Source organism: Shewanella colwelliana ATCC 39565, from assembly GCF_000518705.1.
Lineage (GTDB): Bacteria > Pseudomonadota > Gammaproteobacteria > Enterobacterales > Shewanellaceae > Shewanella > Shewanella colwelliana.
The window spans coordinates 68,142-88,407 of record NZ_JAEC01000006.1 but is presented as its reverse complement, the minus strand read 5'-3'; the positions used below and the strand labels follow the sequence as shown (position 1 = coordinate 88,407).

The window sequence follows — 20,266 nt, the reverse complement described above, 5'->3', positions numbered from 1 at the left end:
CAAACGAGGTAATAGCCTCTTTTATCAGCAATTGCGTGATTGATAACGCTTTTCTTTTTAAGAATCCCTTATATACTGGCTGCTATCAATAATTTGCTGATTTATCCTAGCAAAATGCCTTTCTACAGGAGTATGACTTATGGAATACAACACCTCAGAACTTTGTGACACTTACATTGATGTCGTCGATGTTGTTGAACCTATGTTCAGTAATTACGGTGGTTGTAGCTCATTTGGTGGTTCAATTAGCACTATCAAATGCTTTGAAGACAACGGTCTAATCATCGAAGCGCTGCAACAAGATGGTGAAGGTAAAGTCCTACTTGTTGACGGTGGCGGCTCATTACGTCGTGCATTAATTGACGCATCAATTGCTCAGTTGGGTGTTGATAACAAGTGGGAAGGCATTATCGTGTACGGTTCAGTGCGCGATGTTGATTCACTTGAAGACCTCGATATCGGCATTCAAGCCATGGCATCAATTCCTGTAGGTGCCGACGGACATGGTGTTGGTGAATTAGAGATCCCAGTTAACTTCGGTGGAGTCACCTTCCTCCCAGCCGATCATGTTTACGCTGACAATACTGGTATTATCTTGTCGCCAGAGCCACTGGATATCGATTAATTCGAACCCGAAATGGGCTAAGTGATTTAAACTTGGGCATTTAGCCCGAGCATGACAGCAAAAGGACGACTCAGGTCGTCTTTTTTTGTGGCATTTCGATTGCCTCGCCTACTCTTGAGTCGCAGTAATAATCGCTATCGTTGTGGCTATCGGCATCAGATGCAGTCGATTCATGCTGGTATCTTCACAGTTATCAGCCGTCTGTCTGGCGGGGAATGTGTCGATGCTTTGGGCACGATACGTCATCCTTGGCCGCTTAACGAAAACATCTGACCCACACGCAAGTAGGGAATGTCGAAAAATGTCGGGAACATTCTCAACCATGCCATCAATGTCCGCTGCCATATCTACACTGAGCTATTCTATAGCTTCGATTTAGCTACATTTGTTATCCGTAGGACAATCAAAAGCTAAAAACTTGGACAAAACCTGTCTATCTAAAAGGTTTCTAGGTCGGTAGCGAGATAATGAAACCATAGGTAATAGAGAGATTAATATTGATGAGTCCCTAAATGGCAAGAGATGATATTTTTAGGGCGGCGCCAAAGTATCTTGTTGGCGGCCATATTATCTTTGCAACTTCTTGCGCCGTAAGTGGCGAGCCATCGCTTCTGTCGTCGGATATTCAGGTAAAACCAACCACAAAACAACATAGACAAATACTGGAATCGCAAAAAACAAGCTGGTTAACAAAAATGCCAACCTAATACCGTTTTTTCGCAAATGATAATACTCAGCAATACCTGAACAAACTCCAGCTAGAACCGCTGATTCTCCGCGAGTGAGAACTTTCACATTGTCTAAACTTTCCATGCCACCTCCGTTTGGCTACTAGCCCCTGTTCAGGGGAACATTCTAGTTGGCTATGCTTGCGCACAGCGTCAAAAGTAAAAATGCCACCATTAACGCCAAATTCTCTTAATATAAACCATTTTTAAAACCGTGCGTAAATAGTAGAAATGTTGGAGCGCCCCCCATGAACATTAAATGATCGGAATTATAGCCCACTAAAAACAGTAACTCCCGTAATAACCCAAATAAAATGATCATACTGCTCAGTGGAACCAATAAAAACTATCATTGGTGACTCCCCTCCCCAGAAGAGTCTTGCACATTCACTCATCGCAGGTGATAGATTGCCATTAAGGTACGCCTTCAAATATGCCAAACCAATACCCATTCAGCCAAGAGCTTCCACCTCGTCCCCAAATCAGACCTGAAATTAGTGCAGCCCACAAAAAAAACACACTTTATTTAAATTGATCAATTACTATTGTCGGCAGCTACCTTGCATCACTAACAACTAAAAGAACCGACGCCATGCAAACACTTATCCCTTTTACTGCCGAGATCTGTAGTGCCTTTGTCGCCAAACGAGAAGGTGAGACCAAAATTGGCCAAACCTTACATTGCTACGATGGCCAAACACCACTAACGCAAGCGCTTAGCCAAGCCAAAGATAAAGGGGTAAAATTTGCCATTATCGGCATAGGCGAAGATATCGGCCCCCGCGCTAACCTTGGCCGAGGTGGCGCAATCGATGCCTTTGACGCAGCGATGGCGCAATTTTGTAATTTTCAATCTAACCAGTTTCTCGACGGCAACTGCTGCCTCGTTCTTGGGCAAGTGATTACTGACGATCTACAACTACCTGGTACAGCATCTGCGACCCAATTACGAGCCAATGTAGAGCAACTTGACGAACGGGTTATCGCCATCGCCAGTGACATCATTAGCGCGGGACTGGAACCTATTGTTATCGGTGGCGGCCACAATAATGCCTATGGTCTGTTGATGGCGGCTAAAACGACATTGAAGCGCCCGATTGCCGCGGTGAACCTTGATCCCCATTCAGACTTTAGACCGCGAGAAGGTCGCCACAGTGGTAACGGTTTTAGCTATGCAGCAGCAAGTGGAGCGCTGGGTTATTACCACGTACTCGGCATGCACGAGCTGAAAAACAGCCAACAGACCTTAGATCAATTAATGGCCTTTGGCGGAAAGTGGCATACGTTTCAATCAATTTGGGTACGCCAAGAGCTGGAACTAAAACAAGCAGTTAGCGATATTGTCGTCGACCTTAATGCCAGCGGGCTCCCCGTGGCCATTGAACTGGATCTCGACGCTATCATCAATATGCCTAGCAGCGCCTCGACAAGCGCCGGAGTCCCATTGATTGATGCCCTCTATTATGTCAATCAAGTCGCTCGTCAAACCCACGCCTGCTACTTGCATTTAGCTGAGGGCGCACCGAGCTGCCATACTGCTGGCGTCGAGGCTGGACGACGTGAAACAGGGCAAAGTATCAGTGAATTGATCTATTCCTATATCCAAGGACGTATTACTCAGCATCCCTTGGGCTAATTGGGCTCAGGGAATTTGGCTTATTGCTAATATTGTGATGTAATGCTGCGTCAATTTTCTCGAAACTCTGCGCTAGGGCGCATTTTTAGAAAATGACCAAACAGATTATTTACATCGATCACAGAGTGACCGATGAATGATTCAGCAAATTGAGTCAATCACTTACACTCGCCAGTAACAGCAGCAAAGTACAGGAACACAGCAATGTCTGAGGGCACACCAAACAGTACCCATTTCGGTTATAAGACGGTAGAAGCAGAGAAAAAAGCGGATCTAGTCGCCGATGTTTTTCACTCTGTCGCAGCCAAGTACGACATTATGAATGATGTCATGTCCTTTGGTATTCACCGCATGTGGAAACGTTTTACCATTGAAAGTGCAGGCGCTCGTCCAGGCATGAAGGTACTCGACCTCGCTGGCGGTACTGGTGATTTAACGGCTAAGTTCTCGCATATTGTGGGTAGCAAAGGCCAAGTAACCCTTGCCGATATTAATGACTCAATGCTTAAAGTGGGTCGTGAAAAGTTGCGTAACCGCGGTGTTGTCGGCAACGTCAATTACGTGCAAGCCAATGCTGAAGCACTGCCGTTCCCAGACAATCACTTTGATATTATTACTATCGCTTTTGGTTTACGTAATGTCACCGACAAAGATTCGGCTATCCGATCTATGTTGCGTGTACTCAAGCCTGGCGGTAAGTTGCTAGTGCTTGAATTTTCAAAGCCGCAGCATGATATTATGCGCAAAATATATGATCTTTATAGCTTCAAAATTCTGCCAAAAATGGGCGACATCATCACAAAGGATGCTGGCAGCTATGAGTACTTAGCAGAGTCAATACGCATGCACCCAGACCAAGAAACCTTGAAAGGCATGATGGTTGATGCGGGTTTTGAGCAGGTCGAATATACCAACATGACAGATGGTATCGTTGCGCTGCATAAGGGCTACAAGTTCTAGCCCTTAACTGTCTCGCCTCACACTACTAGGTAAAGCATGAAACGTGAAATTGCATTGCTGATCAGTGCGGGGCTTGAAACCGCACTAAAACAAGCAACCAACCAGTCTCCAGACACTTACAGCAAACTCCATAGCCTGCATGGTAAAGTCTTGTGTATCCAACTGACGCAGCTCAGATGGCCACTGTATCTGCTCTTTGCTAAAGAGATTCAAGTCTTTAGCCACTATGAAGGTGATGTTACCACCCAGGTCACCGCCGATCTCACCACACTATACAAGCTGACTGAAGGGGCCAACCTCACCGAGTTAATTAAGCAAGATCAGCTAAAACTCGAAGGCGACCTTAATCTACTGCAAACCTTTAGCCATTTCATGCAGCAGCTGGAGTTCGATTTTGCCGAGCCGCTATCACGCTATATTGGCGATGCTCCGACTCACATTTTGAGCCAAGGCGCTAAACAGCTAAAGCAAGATCTGCTGCAAGTGATATTTAAAAGCCGAGATCATCTTGGGCAGTTAACCACCGAAGAATATCGCCTTGCACCACATAAAATCGAATTTATCCATTTTGGTGATAGAATCGAGCAGCTTGCGGCAGATACCGATGCCTTGAGCCAACGGATTGAACGACTTACCTCTAGGGCAAACTTTAGCAAATGACAGTTAAAAGCATTCGGCGCGCATATCAAGTAATCAAAACCGCACTCCATTACGGACTCGATGAGCTAATTCCATCAAAGCTCAAACCTTGGTATTTCCGTCTGCTACGTTGGAGTTTTTTTTGGTTAACCAACCAACACAAAGATAAGGTTGGCGGCGAACGTTTAAAGCTGGCGATGCAGGAGTTAGGTCCCGTCTATATTAAGTTTGGGCAGATGCTATCAACTCGGCGCGATCTGCTCAGCGATGAGTGGGCCGAAGAGCTAGCCATGCTACAAGACCGTGTGCCACCTTTTGACTCAGCGATCGCGCGCCAACAGATTGAAGCGGAACTGGGCGCCCCTATTGAAACCTATTTCGACAACTTTGATGACACGCCACTGGCATCAGCTTCAATTTCCCAAGTCCATACCGCCACCCTCAAGTCCAATGGTGCAAATGTGGTACTTAAGGTCCTGCGCCCTAACGTAGAAGAAAAGGTGCATGCCGACCTGCAACTGATGAGCCAGAGCGCACAGTTTTTAGAGACTCTGCTTGGTCACGGTAACCGTCTGCGCCCTGCCGAGGTGGTGGAAGATTACCGCACCACCATAGAAGGTGAACTGAATTTAAAACTTGAAGCACTCAATGCCATCAAGTTACGCAATAACTTTATTGACTCTGGGGCACTTTATATTCCCTTCATGTATGAGGAGTTTTGTTTTACTCGTCTAATCGTGATGGAACGTATTTATGGTATTCCTGTGTCCGATAAAGCCGCGCTTGAAGCCCAAGGCACTAACCTAAAATTATTGGCGGAGCGTGGTGTAGAACTGTTTTTCACCCAAGTATTCCGAGACAATTTCTTCCATGCCGACATGCACCCTGGCAACATATTTGTCAGTACCGAACACCCTGAAGATCCCTTCTATATCGGCCTAGACTGCGGCATTATGGGCACGCTCACAGAGCAAGATAAGCGTTACTTAGCAGAAAACTTCCTCGCATTCTTCAACCGAGATTATCACTGTATCGCCCAGCTTTACATCGAGTCCGGTTGGGTGTCGGCCGATACTGACGTTCCTGCTTTCGAGCAAGCCATAAAGGTGGTTTGCGAGCCCATGTTTAATAAGCCGTTAGACGAGATCTCCTTTGGCCATGTGCTGCTTGAGTTGTTTAGAACGGCAAGACGCTTCGATATGGTGGTGCAGCCACAACTGGTGCTGCTTGAAAAAACCTTACTCTATATTGAAGGACTAGGTCGACAGCTCTATCCTCAGCTTGATCTGTGGAAAACCGCTAAGCCTTTCTTAGAGGATTGGATGGCTGAGCAGATGGGGCCAATAGGGATGGCAAAAAAGATGAAGAAGCAGTTTCCCTACTGGGCGGATAAGCTACCAGAATTGCCAGAACTAGTTTATGACAACCTAAAAATGGGTAAAAACTTCGTCAATAGCCAAAACCAGTTGCTCGACCGCTATCTAAAACAGCAACAAAAAGCCCATAAAAGTAACTACCTTTTAATCACATCAGCAGTTTTAGTGATCTGTGGCACTATTTTGTTCGCACAAAACGCTACACTATGGGCCTCTTATGGGTCTGTCGGCATAGGGGGCATTCTGTGGATACTCGGATGGCGATCTAGGCCAAAGAATCGCAAATTTTAGCTAGCACTAAATAACCAAAGGTTCATAATAGAACCAATATTAACTAAAGAGTTAAATAGAGAGGAAAGTTTCATGGGTGGCATTAGTATTTGGCAACTTCTTATCATTGCTTTAATTGTCGTTTTGCTTTTCGGAACAAAGAAGTTACGCTCACTTGGCGGTGACTTAGGTGGCGCAGTAAAAGGCTTCAAGAACGCCATGTCTTCTGAAGAAGAGAAGAAAGCACTTGAAGACAATGCAGCAGAAAAAACCGCTCAGACTGACGTAAAAAAGACTGAGTCCAAGGATAAAGAACAGGCGTAATTCCTTATGTTCGACGGTATCGGCTTTATGGAGTTACTGTTGATCGGCGTTTTAGGGCTAGTCGTTCTTGGCCCTGAAAGACTCCCGGTTGCAGTACGTTCAATTACAGGCTGGATCCGAGCCATGAAACGCATGGCTAACTCAGTAAAAGATGAACTTGAGCAGGAGCTTAAAATTGAGCAACTGCATTCAGACCTTAAAAAGGCTGAAAGCCAAGGACTTAAAAACCTTTCTCCTGAGTTACAGGATTCAATCGACCAACTAAAAGAAGCAGCCCAATCTGTTAATCGTCCCTATAAGGTCGAAGAGATTGCTACGGGTACTGACAGTACCAAGAGCGACTCGACGCCAGCAGAGACCAAAACAGACAAGGCCAGCAATTCTACAGAAAAATCTGACGGGTAGTCCATGTCGCAACAGCAGCCATTAATAAGCCACTTGCTCGAACTGCGAAACAAGTTGCTTAAAGCCATTGGTAGTGTGCTTTTTGTTTTTATTTGCTTAGTTTATTGGGCAAACGATATTTACCATTATATGGCCACGCCGCTGATGGATGCGCTGCCAGAAACCAGTAGCATGATTGCTACGGATGTGGCGGCTCCGTTTTTTGCACCGTTCAAACTGACCTTAGTGTTAGCATTTTTCATTGCCATTCCTTACGTGCTTTACCAAATCTGGTCCTTTATTGCGCCGGGCTTGTATAAGCATGAGAAGCGCTTAATGCTGCCACTCCTTACCAGCAGTACACTACTGTTTTACCTTGGAATAGCATTTACTTATTACATCGTATTCCCAGTGGTATTTGGCTTCTTCACCAGCGTGGCCCCCGAAGGCGTAGAGGTTGCGACGGATATTAGTAGCTATTTAAGCTTTGTGCTTAAACTGTTTTTTGCCTTTGGCTTAGCATTTGAGATCCCGATTGCGGTGATTTTACTGTGCTGGGCAGGTGTAACGACTCCTGAAGAACTCAAAACAAAGCGCCCCTATATTGTTGTTGGCGCGTTTGTTATCGGCATGCTACTTACACCTCCAGACATCATCTCTCAAACCATGTTGGCGATTCCTATGCTGATATTATTTGAAGGGGGATTGATTGCTGCGCGTTTCTACAGTAAAAAGGACTCTGAAGAAGACGAGCAGATAGAACAGGATGAACCTGGCCAGTAACGCTGACAACGCAAAACTGATGGCTACCTCATTAGGGTAGTCGTCATAGCGGGTCACACATTTGGCGCTCAAAATAATAAAAGGAACTCTTTATGCGCTTACGTTTTCCCCCAATGGGTTGGGTCTCTCTCGCCACCGTTTTATGCACTTTTCAAGCTTCCGCTAATATTGAGCAACAGCTCGCGGCCTGCGCAGGTAAATCAGATAAATTAGACCGGCTTGTTTGCTATGACAATTTGGCACAAAGCGTCAAGCAAGTGAGCCCTGTCGCTCAAGTTGCAGCGCCAGTCTCAAAACCTGCCCCGGTCTCATCACAAGCGCCAACTGCAGCCGTAGTTGCCACACCTGTCGTTGCTGCAGCGCCTCAGTCTGCAGAAGATAACTTTGGTAAAGTCTATAAAGAAGAGAAAGAAGAGATTGATAAACTTTACTTAACGGTAAAGTCTGTCAGTAAAGATCCTCGCGGGACATTAAAGATTAGTTTTGAAAATGGTCAAGTTTGGAAGCAAAACGACAGCCGTCGTTTCAAAATTAAGGCTGGCGAGACCGTTTATATCGAAACCGGTGCATTGGGTTCTTTCCTATTGGGCCGTGATGACAGCAACAGCACAATTCGAGTTAAACGCCTCGACTAATGCCAAGTCACATAGACATCGCTGTTAACTTAGTTGGCAGCGCCTTAGAAAAAGATCTCGATAATGTGATTCAACGAGCGGTTGCCCAAGGGGTATCACCGCTCATTGTTATTGGCAGTGATTTGACTGAAAGCCAACAAGCCATTGACTGCTGTCATCAGCATCCACAATTACTGTTTTGCACCGCAGGGGTTCACCCTCATCACGCCAAAGAGTGGCACAGCAGCAGTGCTGACCAACTGATTCATCTGGCGCAACAGCCTCATGTGGTGGCAGTAGGTGAATGCGGCTTAGATTATAATCGCGACTTTTCACCGCGCCCGATGCAGCGTAAAGCGTTTGCCGAGCAACTGGCTATTGCAGTTGAATTACAACTGCCAGTGTTAATGCATGAACGTGACGCCCATGAGGATTTTGCGGCGATTTTACAAGAGTACCGTAGCGAGCTAAACGGCGCTCTACTGCATTGCTTTACTGGTAACCGAAACAGTTTAGCGCGCTATATCGACCTTGACCTGCATTTAGGGATCACTGGATGGGTGTGTGATGAACGGCGCGGAATTGAGCTCGCAGAATTAGTACCACTTATCCCAGACAACCGCATCATGATAGAAACCGACAGTCCCTATCTACTGCCGCGAAGTATGCGCCCCAAACCTAAATCAAGTAAGAATGAGCCACAATACCTCCCCTATATTAGTGAATATGTGGCTAACCTAAGAGGCCAATGCCCCAACGAATTTGCTAAACAGGCTTACACTAACAGTGCGGAGTTTTTTAAGTTAGCGTGGGCTTATGAAGCGATTTAACGCATTTTGCATATTGATCTTGCTCCTGTGCAGTAGCCATAGCTATGCTGAATCCTTGCTGGCCGTAAATAAAGACCAATCTATCGATTTGTCCTCATGGCTCTATTACGTTCAAGACCCACACATAGATACGCTAGCTCAAGTATCGAGTCTCAGTTCTAGCCAATGGCAACACTTAACGCCACAATTTAATGATCACCTCAATGTGGCACCTTTTTGGATAAAATTCAGCCTGTATAACGCCACAGATAGCAAGATCCGGCGATTTTTATCTCTGGCTAATCCGCATATCGATAAAATCAGTTTGTATCACCTTCAGCGAGATAACACTCAGGTTCACATAGAGATGGGCGATAGCTACCCCTTTTCTCAACGCCCTATTCCCCACAATAGTTTTTTATATCGTTTCGACTTACAACCCGAGCAGGTACATACCTTCTATCTCAGAATTGAAACATCAGGTAGCGCAAACATTCCATTATCACTGTTATCGCCAGATCACATTGTAGAAGTCACTGAACGCCAATCGCTCACCCAAGGCTTTCAGCTTGGGGCATTAATGGCTATTGGTCTATTTAGCCTTTTTATCGCGATTACCTCCCGCTCCTATAGTTACAGCTACTATTCTGGCTATGTGCTCTCTGTCAGCCTATTGGTTGCCACCTTACATGGTTTATCTTTTAGGTATTTATGGCCTTACTGGCCTATTGTCCACCAAATTGTGCTCCCATTGTTGATTCCAATTGCGTTAACATTTGTGCTGATGTTTTCCGAGAAAGTACTGCAACTCAAATATCATAATTTAGCCATGTTAAGACTGTGCCGCTACTGTGCAGCAACCGCCTTTTTCTTAATATTAGTCACCCCATTCCTAAGTTACTCGGTGGCGCTTAAGCTGAATATTATCGCCGTACTCATCACCACATCCATGCTGATGGTGATTGCAATTACTCTTAGTATACGCGGCCACAAATTAGCTAAACTCTACACTTTAGCCTGGTCAGGTATGTTAATTGGCTCGTTTGTTACCGCCATGATGTATCTCGGTGTGCTTTACCTACCGATTCTGCATCAAACACCCATTATGCTTGGGCTGAGTTTTGAGATCGTCTTTATGGCGGCCGTTTTAGCGATTCGCTACAACGATGAACGCAAGGCTAAGCTCCAAATTCAGCAGGAAGCTTTACTACAAGCCCAGCGCATACGCGAAACCCGTGAAGAGGCGCTAAAAATTGAAGCCGATAGCAATGAAAAACTTGAACAGATGGTACAAGAGCGCACGTTAGAACTAGAAATAGCGTTAAGAGAGCTCAATGAAGCCAACCAAAAACTGACAGAACAAAACACGGTCGATAGCTTAACCGGTGTGAAGAATCGCGCTGCTTTCGATAAAAGATTGCTCGCTGAAGGTCGTTTAAGTCGTCGCCAACAAACGCCGTTAGCCATCTTAATGATCGATATCGACCGCTTTAAAGGTATTAACGATACCTTCGGTCACCTCGCAGGAGATCAGGCTCTAAGACTCATTGCACAAGCCTTAAAGGAAAAATTAAGACGTCCAAGTGATCTAGTGTCACGTTTTGGCGGTGAAGAGTTTGCTATGATATTGCCTAACACCGCAGAAGAAGGCGCGTACCAAGTAGCTGAACTTATGCGTGAAACCGTGTTCCAACTCCCTCTGAGTTGGGAAAAAAATGCAATACCGCTAACCATTAGCGTAGGGATCTGTGCGGACATCATCAATGACGACGAGCACATTCACTCCTTGGTTGAGCGGGCAGATAAAGCACTTTATCGTGCTAAAAATGATGGACGAAATCGCGTCTGCGTTTATACGTCTGAACTCGAAGAATAGATAAATTCGCTTGCAAATCATGCCTTTTATATGGCCGAAAGGTCATGCAACTCGGCATTTTTTTCTAAAGCCAGTAACCCTAAATTAGGAGTCGAATGTGAACATCATTACCAGTGCTTTTCCACAGCGCAGAATGCGCCGCATGCGTAAACATGATTTTAGTCGCCGTTTAATGGCTGAAAACCAGCTATCGGTCAATGACTTAATCTACCCAATGTTCGTACTCGAAGGGAATAATCGCACCGAACAAGTTGCCTCAATGCCTGGTGTTGAGCGCTACTCTATCGATCTATTGCTCAAAGAAGCTGAAGAGTTAGTCAAATTAGGCATCCCACTAATTGCACTATTTCCTGTCACACCAGCAGAGAAAAAGTCATTAATGGCGGAAGAAGCCTACAATGCCGATGCGCTGGCGCAACGTGCAGTACGTGCACTAAAAGAAGCATTTCCTGGGCTAGGAGTGATGACTGATGTTGCACTCGACCCATTCACTACCCATGGACAGGATGGCATCATCGATGAAGATGGTTACATTCTCAATGACATCACCACCGAAATCTTAGTGAAGCAAGCGCTTTCGCATGCTGAAGCCGGCGCTGATATTGTTGCCCCATCAGATATGATGGATGGCCGTATTGGTGCTATCCGTCAAGCATTGGAAGAAGCTGGCCACGTCAACACACAAATCATGGCCTACTCCGCTAAATACTCATCAAACTACTACGGTCCGTTCCGCGACGCCGTTGGCTCTGCGGGTAACCTAAAAGGTGGCAACAAGCATAGCTATCAAATGGATCCAGCAAACAGTGATGAAGCCTTACATGAAGTCGCTCTCGACATCCAAGAAGGCGCGGATATGGTCATGGTTAAGCCAGGTATGCCGTATCTGGATATCGTCACTCGCGTTAAACGTGAGTTAGCCGTGCCAACCTTCGCTTATCAAGTAAGTGGTGAATACGCTATGCATATGGCTGCCATTGAAAACGGTTGGTTGGCTGAGAAAGCCATTGTGATGGAGTCACTACTTTGCTTTAAGCGTGCTGGTGCCGACGGTATCTTAACTTACTTTGCTAAACGCGCAGCTCAGTGGCTAAAAGAGAACGACAACAACTAGTCTGCTTGTTGAGTAAAAAGAGAAGCCAGTGATATTGTCACTGGCTTTTTTGTTGTAAATCATCGGCTAATAACTAACTCGCCTGTTGCAGTCCAGTCTCTTCCTCGGCTAGCGCAGCCTCAATGATTGTCTTAAATTGGGCCGGATTATCCAGCACCACGTCAACCTGGCTCACCCACTCAGTCAACTGCCCCATTGATCCATGATAGAGTTGTGGCGCGTTAAACATCAATCGTGTATTGCTCTGCCCTCGCCCGAGGCTAAGTGCTTGCTTATCGCGTGTCGCATTATCATCAAGTAAATCGACCACAGTTATACTCGTTAGCTTAACGACGAGCATCCCCCAAATACCTCGATTTAGCACCAATTTTTCATCTATGAGATAACAACTATAATGCCGGGCAATCCGATGACTCGCACAAAGTAGCACCACACCATAGGCGATAAACCCTGCCACAAAGAGAGCAGTTAACTCACTCCAATTGACTAACGCGAGGTAACTTCCCGTCGCAGCAGTCATTAAGGCGCTAAGCAGTAAAAGTAGATGCCAGCGACTCGCGGAAAATGAGGAGATATGCGCAATAGCGCTAGCATGATGCCGAGAAAAATAACTGATAGCGTAATACCAGCTAGCTGGTTCAGTCGCTAACATATACCCCAAGGTAAGTTTCTTATCATCTTGGAGTGGCGGCTTATCAGCTGCAGGCGAGGTTTGCTCATGATCGACGCCATATTGATTGATCACCGTCAGCCGCGGATCGCCTTTGGCCTTCCTTGCCTGCCACAACCCTCGAGTAATACTCACAATCAAATACAACTCAATGGCCAGTAGCACGGCAATAATAGGAAAGCGTAGCCAAGCGATAAACTCAAAGTAATTAGCTATCTCAGCGGGGAAGCCAAGCCGAGCCATTAAACTACTGAGACTGAAAATAATAAGCAGCTTCCACAGCTTTTGCTCACCCACCTTGATAATCGCATACCAATACAAGAGCGGTAGCAACAAAAAGTAGACCACTGATACACCAGTAACAATCAGATAGCTGCGATCGCCGCTCAATTGTTCAGGTAATATCTGAAAGCCAATGGTATAGGCCAATATGGCACTAACTAGAAATAGGACTCGGTACTTGACACTTCGCCTCATACAAGGCTCCCTGTGTGATTAACTTAGTATTAACATTGGGGCATAGGTGATGGAATTCAATGAAATAAGAATGATAAGCGGTTAAACAACAAGGATCATCTAGCGGTTAGCCCTTGCAGCCTGCTCATCTTGTTTGAGCTTCTCTATCGTCAAGGTACTAATTTGCCCCATTAGGACGGTGATTTGTGTCTGTATCTGCTCGCGTTTTTTCTGAGCCGCTTCACTCTTGTCGCCTTCCAGTGCCTTTAACGCTTGTTTGAGTTTTTCAACCTGCTCTTTTAATGTTTCTAGCAGTTCATCTATCGGTTTTTTCGGTGTCTTTTCCGCTTCAGCCTGTGCTTTAGCTTTTTCTAGAGCCGATTTGTCATGCAGTGTACTGCCCAACTCACTGGCCAGTGCTTTGCGACCAGCTGCTGAAATCGACACGCTAGCCGCTAACTCAGTTCCCTCTTGCTGCTGACTTTGGGTTGTAACCACAGGAGTCGCGAGTCCATTAGTTTGTTTGGCGGTGACCTTTAGCTCACTTAGACCGCTTAGACCGCTACGCGTCGCGATATTTTGTTTATTAATACCATCGATGTTCATTGCAAGCCTTCCTATGTCCAATCACCCCAATCGCTTCTTCTACAGGTTATCGGCTACATGCAAGCACAACTTGAATGCATCATTATAAAAAGAGGCGATGATGGTAATACCAATCAGTATAAAGATGGCACCAGCATCGCCACCCAGACACAAACGATGATGGCGATAAGGGCAACCGTACTAGATAAGATAATCGGCGCCTAGCGCCACAAACAGACTAAGCCCAGCCCAGTTGTTATTTAAGAATGCCTTGAAGCAAGGAGCTCGTTCGCGCCCATGGATCAACTTTTGTTGATACAAGCTAAAACCAACGAAAGTGATGATACCTAAGCCATAGAGTAGTCCGCGCTCAGCACTTAAGCCCGCCATAATAAAACACCCTAATGCCACAAGCTGAAATAGGGCAATAATCTGCCTATCGAATCGTCCAAATAAGATGGCTGTAGATTTAATGCCAACCTTGAGATCATCATCTCTATCGACCATGGCATACATGGTGTCGTAGGCGACTGTCCAGCACCAATTGGCGGCAAACAACCACCAAGCTTCTGCGGGGACTTCACCCGTTTGTGCGGCATAGGCCATAGGGATCGACCAGCTCCACACTACCCCAAGGAACATCTGCGGCATATTGGTGAAGCGTTTAGTAAATGGGTAGATGATGGTTAGAATGATACCTACCACTGAGAGTTTAACCACCAAAGGGTTAAGCAGCAGCACTAATCCAAAAGCAAATAACCCCAACACTGCAAACAGTATCAGCGCTTCTTTAACCGATACCTCACCACTTGCAAGCGGACGAGATTTGGTTCGCTCTACGTGTGAGTCAAGATCTCGGTCGGCGTAATCATTGATGATGCACCCACAAGCACGCATGACCACCACACCAATGATAAAGATAAAAAGTACCTTAATATCAGGCATGCCACCAGCAGCTAGTAGTAGTGCCATCAGGCATGGCCACAGTAGCAGCAAGGTCCCTATGGGCCTGTCCATACGTGCTAGACGCAAATATGCATCAGCCTTATCCTTTAAGTTCATCTTGTTAGGCTCTCCTAATACTACTCTGGCCTTTTTTCATCTCAGCATAAAATTATTCAATGGCATTATGACTGACACACTGCCACTTTCAAACCATTTATGCGATTGGGAACTATACCTTTTCTAGGCGAGCAAAAGCGATTTTCAGACGTTTACGGCCGACATCGTCAAAGTTCACTTCAATGACAGCCTGCTCACCATTACCTTCTAGATCGATCACCTTACCTTCACCGAACTTAAAATGCATAACCCTTTGCCCAATACTAAAACCTGATTCATGTCCGGCTACTGCTCTCACAGGTCGATTTCGGCTATCGCTGATCGCACTGTTAATGCGATTACTAAAGCGATTCGTGGGGGCTGTTACTTGCGCCTTTAAGCGGATCTCTTGCACATACTCACTAGGGATCTCTTTAATAAAGCGCGACGGCCGAGCAAAGTTTTCACGGCCATAGATGCGTCGAGACTCAGCATAGGTGATATACAGCTGCTTCATGGCACGGGTCATACCCACATAACAGAGACGGCGCTCCTCATCGAGCCTATCGCCCTCATCCATCGCCATTTGACTCGGGAAAATCCCCTCTTCGACACCCGCCATAAACACCATTGGGAACTCAAGCCCTTTGGCTGAATGCAATGTCATGAGCTGCACCGCATCGGTAAAAGCATCGGCTTACCCCTCACCGGCCTCTAATGCGGCATGGGATAAAAACGCATTCAACTCGCCCATATCCTCGAGATCTTCAGGCATCACAAACGTACGTGCAGCCGTGACTAACTCCTCTAAGTTCTCTACTCGCGCTCGGGCCTTTTCACCTTTTTCCGCTTCATACATGGTTTTTAGGCCAGAGGTTTGTATCACATGATCCGTCATGCGGTGCAGAGAATGTTCTTCTGTATCTTGTTGTAAGGTAACAATCAGATCCATAAAACTGCGTACCGCATTAGCAGCACGACCACTGAGCACTTTCTCATCCAGCAAACGTAAACAGGTTTGCCATAAGGTAAGCTCTTGCTGGCGAGCGGTAGAGCGAAGAATATCTAAGGTACGGCCACCAATACCACGGGCTGGTGTATTGATGATCCGTTCAAAAGCGGCATCATCATTTTTATTACTGATAAGACGTAGATACCCCATGGCATCTTTAATCTCTTGGCGCTCGAAGAAGCGCAGACCGCCATAGATACGATATGCCATACCTTTGTGCAGTAATGCCTCTTCCAACACACGCGACTGGGCATTGGAGCGATACAAAATGGCGCAATCACCTAAATTGCCACCCATATCTTGCCAATCCATAATCCGACCGACGATAAAGCGCGCTTCATCCATCTCGTTAAATGCACAATAGAGCCCGATCTGCTCGCCCGCCTTATCTTCCGTCCACAGCTTTTTACCTAAACGATCAGGGTTGTTGGCAATCAGCTCATTGGATGCATTAAGTATGTTTGCGCTGGAGCGGTAGTTTTGCTCTAGGCGAATAGTCTGTGCATGGGGGAAATCGTCAAGAAACTTGTGTAGGTTTTCAACCTGAGCACCACGCCAACCATAGATAGACTGATCATCATCACCGACGATCATCACATTAGCACTGTTGCCTGCGAGCACGCGGATCCACGCATATTGAATTGCGTTGGTGTCTTGAAACTCGTCGACCAAGATGTTTTTAAATCTGTCTTGGTAGTGCTCTAAAATATGGGGCTTATTGAGCCATAACTCATGGGCTCGTAGCAGAATCTCAGCAAAATCCACCAAGCCTGCACGGTCACAAGACTCTTGATAAACTTGATAAATCTTCAGCAGATTTTGCTCGATGGGGAAACCCGTGGTATCGATATGCTTTGGACGTAACCCTTGATCTTTTTTACCGTTGATATAACCCTGAGCTTGACGCGGAGGATACTGTTTCTCATCAAGATTCAGGCTTTTCAAAATACGCTTAATTAAACGCAACTGATCATCAGAATCGAGAATTTGGAAACTTTGGGGCAAGTTAGCGTCTTGGTAGTGGGTGCGTAGCAAACGATGAGCTAGACCGTGGAAAGTACCAATCCACATCCGCCCCATATTGCTGCCACTGACTTTCTCGACCCGTTCACGCATCTCGGCTGCGGCCTTATTGGTAAAGGTCACCGCCAAAATAGAATAGGGACTCTGCTGCTCCTCTTGCATCAACCATGCAATTCTGTGGGTTAGCACTCGGGTTTTACCACTGCCCGCGCCCGCTAACACCAACATGCTAGATTGTGGTGCGCTAACGGCTTCGCGCTGTTTATCGTTTAAGCCGTCAAGTAAAGAAGATAGGTCCATTCTTGCCTCCAAAAAATCAGGCAAGCAGTATAACAGGAGCCAAGGTTGAGATCATACCGATAGCAGATTATCTGCCGATAGAATCGCAGAGTCATGGACACATAAACCTAACGGCTGAAACCGATAGCCTGCCTGATACGAAGTCGCATTAGCTTAGACTAGTTAGTTGAGGTTCCTTTAGCTTTCGTTTACCTAAACCTACCGCCAACAAGAGTGTGAGTAACCAGCCACCAAGCGCCCCCCCACTGTAACCCTCTTTATGTTCTATCTTTGCCACTTTTTCCTCTTTCACTCTCACCTTAAAGCGGCCAAGTTCATCATCAAGGTTAGTGACCATGTCATCAACAGCAAGGTCAAAGCCAAGGTAGCCATTTTCATCAAGGGTAGCATCGATCCCTATCGCCGTAGAGCGCTCTTCTAGCTTACTAAGACCCGGGGCTCTGAACAGCATTTTTTTGCTTTTCACATCAAAGACGGCGGTATCAACAAAAGTCTGTACGGAGTTTTCATTTCCGGGAATCACATACATGCCTACAATCGTCCAATATAACAGTGCCGCATTATTATCTAACGTCTGTGATACTTGGTCATAAGAGATAAGAGCCATAACGTCGACGTCATGCAGCCGAGCGACTTGGGCTAAGGTATCAAATCCTTGCCCCCCCTTTAGATAAGTACTGGGGATCAATTCAATTCTGTCGATGTAATCGTATTTGATGAAAGAAGCTTTTACCTTTTCAAGCAATGCCATTTGCGAATTATGGCTAATGCCATCGCGAGATAAGCTATTTGAGGGAATGAAAGCGATGCCAACATTCACGGGTAATCTCAAAGTCGGCACTTCAGGCTTGTGCTCACTTCGGCTTTCTGGATTTGGATAAAGAAAATCGACTAAGCTACTTGAGACGGTTTTATTCGCGCCGTTATTACTCATCATGGCACCACAAGCGGATAACAGAAGCACCGCAACAATCACTAACATACGCTTAATCATAATAAATCCTTTTAATCAGCCAATAGCTTAGTGAACTATCATCACCCAAAATCAACAAGGTTAGAATCATTACCCTCAATATATTTGGCATTAAGGATATAAAAATCTCACTAAGCAGTGTCATTGCCTAGTGAGATAGTCAGGCATTATCGACAGCAGGCTATTTGCTCTCTTCTAGGCCAATGCTGTTCATCCAATGTTCAAAATCCATCATATTGCCTGGTAGCACAATCTTACTAGCGTTTTCACTTAAGCCATCAAATTGCTTTAGGTATTGTGCACCCAGTTGCATGCGCACTACGTTTTTACCACCCGGCGCAGCGATCACTGCGGCCATACGCTCAATCGACTCTGCCGTAGCCTTAGCAATGGTTAAGATCTCTTCCGCCTGACCTTCAGCCTCATTAATTCGGCGCTGCATCTCACCTTCTGAGTGGTTAATAGTTTCTGTTTTAACCCCTTCTGAGCGATTAATCTTACTCTGTTTATCGCCTTCACTTTTTGCCAACAGGGCACGGCGTTCGCGTTCGGCGTTGACCTGCATCTCCATGGCATTCTTAACCGTTTCCGGCGGAGTGATGTTTTTGATTTCATAGCGGTGAACGCGAATGCCCCACATAGCTCCAGCTTGATCAAGCACTTCGACCACTTTAGCACTAATCACATCACGCTCTTCAAAGGTGCGATCTAAATCTAGGGTACCAATCACAGAGCGAGTCGTCGTTTGCGCCAATTGGATTGCCGCATAACGATAATCAGTTACCCCATAACTGGCCTTGACCGGATCGATGACTGAGATATAGATAACACCATCGACCTCAACATTCACCTCATCACTAGAGAAGCACTCTTGAGGCGGTACGTCGATAGTCTCCTCTTTAAGGTCATGGATATAAGCCACTTTATCGACAAAAGGAACTAAGGCGTGAAAACCCGCATCTAATGTCGCGTGATACTTACCCAATCGCTCAACCACACATGCCGATTTTGTTGGTACCAACCTTATAGATTGAAACAGTTTAATGAGGAAAATGGCAAAGATGAGCCCCCAAATGCCTAAGACGATAATGTCTGTATTGATACCTGCAATCATGAGCGACCTCCTTTTACCTGACCCACATTATGAGTCACCTGTTCCATTCCTTCGAAGAAGCCTTCCAGTTTAGCCAGCTCTGCTGGTACAACTGAAATCTCAGCCTCACTTAATATCTTGCCCACCTGAACGATAAACTGTTCCTTAAGCTGCATATTCATCGCTTCATTACCGCCGTCGAGTGCTAAGGCCTGCGACACTAAAGTCATTGCCTCAGCTTTTGCTTTGGCGACAATAGCAATCTCCTGCGCAGTACCTTTGGCTTCATTAATACGCTTCTGCTTTTGTCCCTCAGAGATATTAATCGCTTCTTGACGTTCACCTTCAGACAGATTAATCATCGCCGCTTTTTCTGCATTCGCTAAGGTGATCTCGGCACGCTTACTGCGCTCCGCTTCCATCTGTTTTTCTAGCGTATGGATAACCTTATAAGAGGGCGTTATATTTTTAATCTCGTAACGCAGCACCTTTATGCCCCACGGATCAGACGCTTTATCAATTTCACGTACAATCGACTCATTGAGACTATCGCGCTCAGAGAAGGTTTGGCTCAAACTTAACTTACCGATCTCTGACCGCATTGTGGTTTGCGCAAGGTTAACCGCAGCACGACGATAATCCTCAATGCCATAACTTGCTAGCTTGCCATCCATCACCTTTAAATAGACTAAACCATCGACTTCAAGCTGAGTATTATCTTTAGAGATACAGCTTTGCGGTGGCACATCTAGCACCTGTTCACGCGTATCATGTCGATAGGCAACACGATCAAAAAATGGAATAAGAAAATGAAAGCCGGGTTGCAACACAACCCTGAATTTCCCCAAACGCTCAATCACATTAACTTCACGCATGGGCACAATCAGCAGTAACTTATAGAGAATAAAAAAGACAAATAGTACAACTAAGGTAAATACAAACATAGATTCCTTCCTTGATGTAAGAGAACAGCGC

20 protein-coding genes and 1 pseudogene are annotated in these 20,266 nt (G+C 45.8%); 12 read left to right on the top strand and 9 right to left on the bottom strand.

Translation table 11 applies throughout. The annotated features are described in order from the left end of the window. Window positions 1–139 precede the first annotated feature (139 nt). Window positions 140–625 (top strand): ribonuclease E activity regulator RraA, encoded by a 486-nt coding sequence (gene rraA / locus L876_RS0103705; RefSeq protein ID WP_028762564.1) that lies wholly within the window; start codon window positions 140–142, stop codon window positions 623–625. Window positions 626–733: 108 nt separating this feature from the next. On the opposite strand, the gene L876_RS22670 is transcribed toward rraA, so the two are convergent. After that, a complete protein-coding gene (locus tag L876_RS22670; RefSeq protein ID WP_156029369.1) occupies window positions 734–871 on the bottom strand; it encodes a hypothetical protein in 138 nt (45 codons plus the stop codon). A 321-nt stretch (window positions 872–1,192) separates the two neighbouring features. Further along, window positions 1,193–1,438: a PspC domain-containing protein gene (locus tag L876_RS0103695; RefSeq protein WP_028762562.1), complete on the bottom strand. Its 246-nt coding sequence runs from the start codon at window positions 1,436–1,438 to the stop codon at window positions 1,193–1,195. A 507-nt stretch (window positions 1,439–1,945) separates the two neighbouring features. On the opposite strand from L876_RS0103695, the gene L876_RS0103690 reads away from it, so the two are divergent. The 11 genes from L876_RS0103690 to hemB all read left to right on the top strand — a co-directional run bounded on the left by L876_RS0103690 (window position 1,946) and on the right by hemB (window position 12,138). Continuing rightward, window positions 1,946–2,989, top strand: coding sequence for a formimidoylglutamase (locus L876_RS0103690; protein WP_028762561.1), 1,044 nt, complete (start codon window positions 1,946–1,948; stop codon window positions 2,987–2,989). 204 nt (window positions 2,990–3,193) lie between these two features. After that, window positions 3,194–3,949, top strand: coding sequence for a bifunctional demethylmenaquinone methyltransferase/2-methoxy-6-polyprenyl-1,4-benzoquinol methylase UbiE (ubiE, locus tag L876_RS0103685; protein WP_028762560.1), 756 nt, complete (start codon window positions 3,194–3,196; stop codon window positions 3,947–3,949). Window positions 3,950–3,985: 36 nt separating this feature from the next. Next, window positions 3,986–4,609, top strand: coding sequence for a ubiquinone biosynthesis accessory factor UbiJ (locus L876_RS0103680; protein WP_028762559.1), 624 nt, complete (start codon window positions 3,986–3,988; stop codon window positions 4,607–4,609). After that, complete coding sequence (gene ubiB, locus L876_RS0103675) at window positions 4,606–6,255, top strand: ubiquinone biosynthesis regulatory protein kinase UbiB (RefSeq protein ID WP_028762558.1); 1,650 nt, start codon at window positions 4,606–4,608, stop codon at window positions 6,253–6,255. Before L876_RS0103680 ends, ubiB begins: the two co-directional genes overlap by 4 nt. 72 nt (window positions 6,256–6,327) lie before the next feature. Continuing rightward, complete coding sequence (gene tatA, locus L876_RS0103670; protein WP_028762557.1) at window positions 6,328–6,558, top strand: Sec-independent protein translocase subunit TatA; 231 nt, start codon at window positions 6,328–6,330, stop codon at window positions 6,556–6,558. Window positions 6,559–6,564: 6 nt separating this feature from the next. Then, window positions 6,565–6,963, top strand: coding sequence for a Sec-independent protein translocase protein TatB (tatB, locus tag L876_RS0103665; protein ID WP_028762556.1), 399 nt, complete (start codon window positions 6,565–6,567; stop codon window positions 6,961–6,963). Window positions 6,964–6,966: 3 nt separating this feature from the next. Further along, on the top strand, window positions 6,967–7,725 hold the full coding sequence (tatC, locus tag L876_RS0103660) for a twin-arginine translocase subunit TatC (protein ID WP_028762555.1): 759 nt from the start codon (window positions 6,967–6,969) through the stop codon (window positions 7,723–7,725). A 92-nt stretch (window positions 7,726–7,817) separates the two neighbouring features. Continuing rightward, entirely contained in the window at window positions 7,818–8,360 is a 543-nt protein-coding gene (locus L876_RS0103655) for a hypothetical protein (RefSeq protein ID WP_028762554.1), read from the top strand. Continuing rightward, on the top strand, window positions 8,360–9,169 hold the full coding sequence (locus L876_RS0103650) for a TatD family hydrolase (RefSeq protein WP_028762553.1): 810 nt from the start codon (window positions 8,360–8,362) through the stop codon (window positions 9,167–9,169). Before L876_RS0103655 ends, L876_RS0103650 begins: the two co-directional genes overlap by 1 nt. Then, window positions 9,156–11,024: a sensor domain-containing diguanylate cyclase gene (locus L876_RS0103645; protein WP_028762552.1), complete on the top strand. Its 1,869-nt coding sequence runs from the start codon at window positions 9,156–9,158 to the stop codon at window positions 11,022–11,024. Before L876_RS0103650 ends, L876_RS0103645 begins: the two co-directional genes overlap by 14 nt. Before the next feature lie 97 nt (window positions 11,025–11,121). After that, entirely contained in the window at window positions 11,122–12,138 is a 1,017-nt protein-coding gene (gene hemB / locus L876_RS0103640) for a porphobilinogen synthase (protein ID WP_028762551.1), read from the top strand. A gap of 73 nt (window positions 12,139–12,211) precedes the next feature. Here hemB and L876_RS21005 read toward each other — a convergent pair whose 3' ends face one another. From L876_RS21005 to L876_RS0103600, 7 genes and pseudogenes are all read right to left on the bottom strand, one after another. Further along, a complete protein-coding gene (locus L876_RS21005) occupies window positions 12,212–13,285 on the bottom strand; it encodes a hypothetical protein (RefSeq protein ID WP_051412900.1) in 1,074 nt (357 codons plus the stop codon). A gap of 99 nt (window positions 13,286–13,384) precedes the next feature. After that, window positions 13,385–13,870 (bottom strand): hypothetical protein, encoded by a 486-nt coding sequence (locus L876_RS0103630; protein WP_028762550.1) that lies wholly within the window; start codon window positions 13,868–13,870, stop codon window positions 13,385–13,387. 180 nt (window positions 13,871–14,050) lie between these two features. After that, a complete protein-coding gene (gene ubiA / locus L876_RS0103620; RefSeq protein ID WP_028762549.1) occupies window positions 14,051–14,911 on the bottom strand; it encodes a 4-hydroxybenzoate octaprenyltransferase in 861 nt (286 codons plus the stop codon). A 112-nt stretch (window positions 14,912–15,023) separates the two neighbouring features. Then, a pseudogene (gene uvrD / locus L876_RS21000) lies at window positions 15,024–17,225 on the bottom strand (DNA helicase II). A gap of 148 nt (window positions 17,226–17,373) precedes the next feature. After that, window positions 17,374–18,219 carry a rhombotarget lipoprotein gene (gene rhlP / locus L876_RS0103610; protein WP_028762548.1) on the bottom strand — a complete coding sequence of 282 codons (846 nt, stop codon included), beginning with the start codon at window positions 18,217–18,219 and terminating at the stop codon, window positions 17,374–17,376. Window positions 18,220–18,379: 160 nt separating this feature from the next. Then, the gene (locus tag L876_RS0103605; RefSeq protein WP_028762547.1) at window positions 18,380–19,312 is read right to left on the bottom strand and encodes an SPFH domain-containing protein; all 933 of its coding nucleotides are present in this window, start codon (window positions 19,310–19,312) and stop codon (window positions 18,380–18,382) included. Further along, window positions 19,309–20,235, bottom strand: coding sequence for an SPFH domain-containing protein (locus L876_RS0103600; protein WP_028762546.1), 927 nt, complete (start codon window positions 20,233–20,235; stop codon window positions 19,309–19,311). Before L876_RS0103600 ends, L876_RS0103605 begins: the two co-directional genes overlap by 4 nt. Between the last annotated feature and the right edge of the window lie 31 nt (window positions 20,236–20,266).

Excerpts from the sequence above, each read along its gene's own strand:
- rraA (WP_028762564.1), top strand. The coding sequence starts at position 140 with ATGGAATACAACACCTCAGAACTTTGTGACACTTACATTGATGTCGTC.
- L876_RS22670 (WP_156029369.1), bottom strand. The coding sequence starts at position 871 with ATGACGTATCGTGCCCAAAGCATCGACACATTCCCCGCCAGACAGACG.
- L876_RS0103695 (WP_028762562.1), bottom strand. The coding sequence starts at position 1,438 with ATGGAAAGTTTAGACAATGTGAAAGTTCTCACTCGCGGAGAATCAGCG.
- L876_RS0103690 (WP_028762561.1), top strand. The coding sequence starts at position 1,946 with ATGCAAACACTTATCCCTTTTACTGCCGAGATCTGTAGTGCCTTTGTC.
- ubiE (WP_028762560.1), top strand. The coding sequence starts at position 3,194 with ATGTCTGAGGGCACACCAAACAGTACCCATTTCGGTTATAAGACGGTA.
- L876_RS0103680 (WP_028762559.1), top strand. The coding sequence starts at position 3,986 with ATGAAACGTGAAATTGCATTGCTGATCAGTGCGGGGCTTGAAACCGCA.
- ubiB (WP_028762558.1), top strand. The coding sequence starts at position 4,606 with ATGACAGTTAAAAGCATTCGGCGCGCATATCAAGTAATCAAAACCGCA.
- tatA (WP_028762557.1), top strand. The coding sequence starts at position 6,328 with ATGGGTGGCATTAGTATTTGGCAACTTCTTATCATTGCTTTAATTGTC.
- tatB (WP_028762556.1), top strand. The coding sequence starts at position 6,565 with ATGTTCGACGGTATCGGCTTTATGGAGTTACTGTTGATCGGCGTTTTA.
- tatC (WP_028762555.1), top strand. The coding sequence starts at position 6,967 with ATGTCGCAACAGCAGCCATTAATAAGCCACTTGCTCGAACTGCGAAAC.
- L876_RS0103655 (WP_028762554.1), top strand. The coding sequence starts at position 7,818 with ATGCGCTTACGTTTTCCCCCAATGGGTTGGGTCTCTCTCGCCACCGTT.
- L876_RS0103650 (WP_028762553.1), top strand. The coding sequence starts at position 8,360 with ATGCCAAGTCACATAGACATCGCTGTTAACTTAGTTGGCAGCGCCTTA.
- L876_RS0103645 (WP_028762552.1), top strand. The coding sequence starts at position 9,156 with ATGAAGCGATTTAACGCATTTTGCATATTGATCTTGCTCCTGTGCAGT.
- L876_RS21005 (WP_051412900.1), bottom strand. The coding sequence starts at position 13,285 with ATGAGGCGAAGTGTCAAGTACCGAGTCCTATTTCTAGTTAGTGCCATA.
- L876_RS0103630 (WP_028762550.1), bottom strand. The coding sequence starts at position 13,870 with ATGAACATCGATGGTATTAATAAACAAAATATCGCGACGCGTAGCGGT.
- ubiA (WP_028762549.1), bottom strand. The coding sequence starts at position 14,911 with ATGAACTTAAAGGATAAGGCTGATGCATATTTGCGTCTAGCACGTATG.
- rhlP (WP_028762548.1), bottom strand. The coding sequence starts at position 18,219 with ATGATTAAGCGTATGTTAGTGATTGTTGCGGTGCTTCTGTTATCCGCT.
- L876_RS0103605 (WP_028762547.1), bottom strand. The coding sequence starts at position 19,312 with ATGATTGCAGGTATCAATACAGACATTATCGTCTTAGGCATTTGGGGG.
- L876_RS0103600 (WP_028762546.1), bottom strand. The coding sequence starts at position 20,235 with ATGTTTGTATTTACCTTAGTTGTACTATTTGTCTTTTTTATTCTCTAT.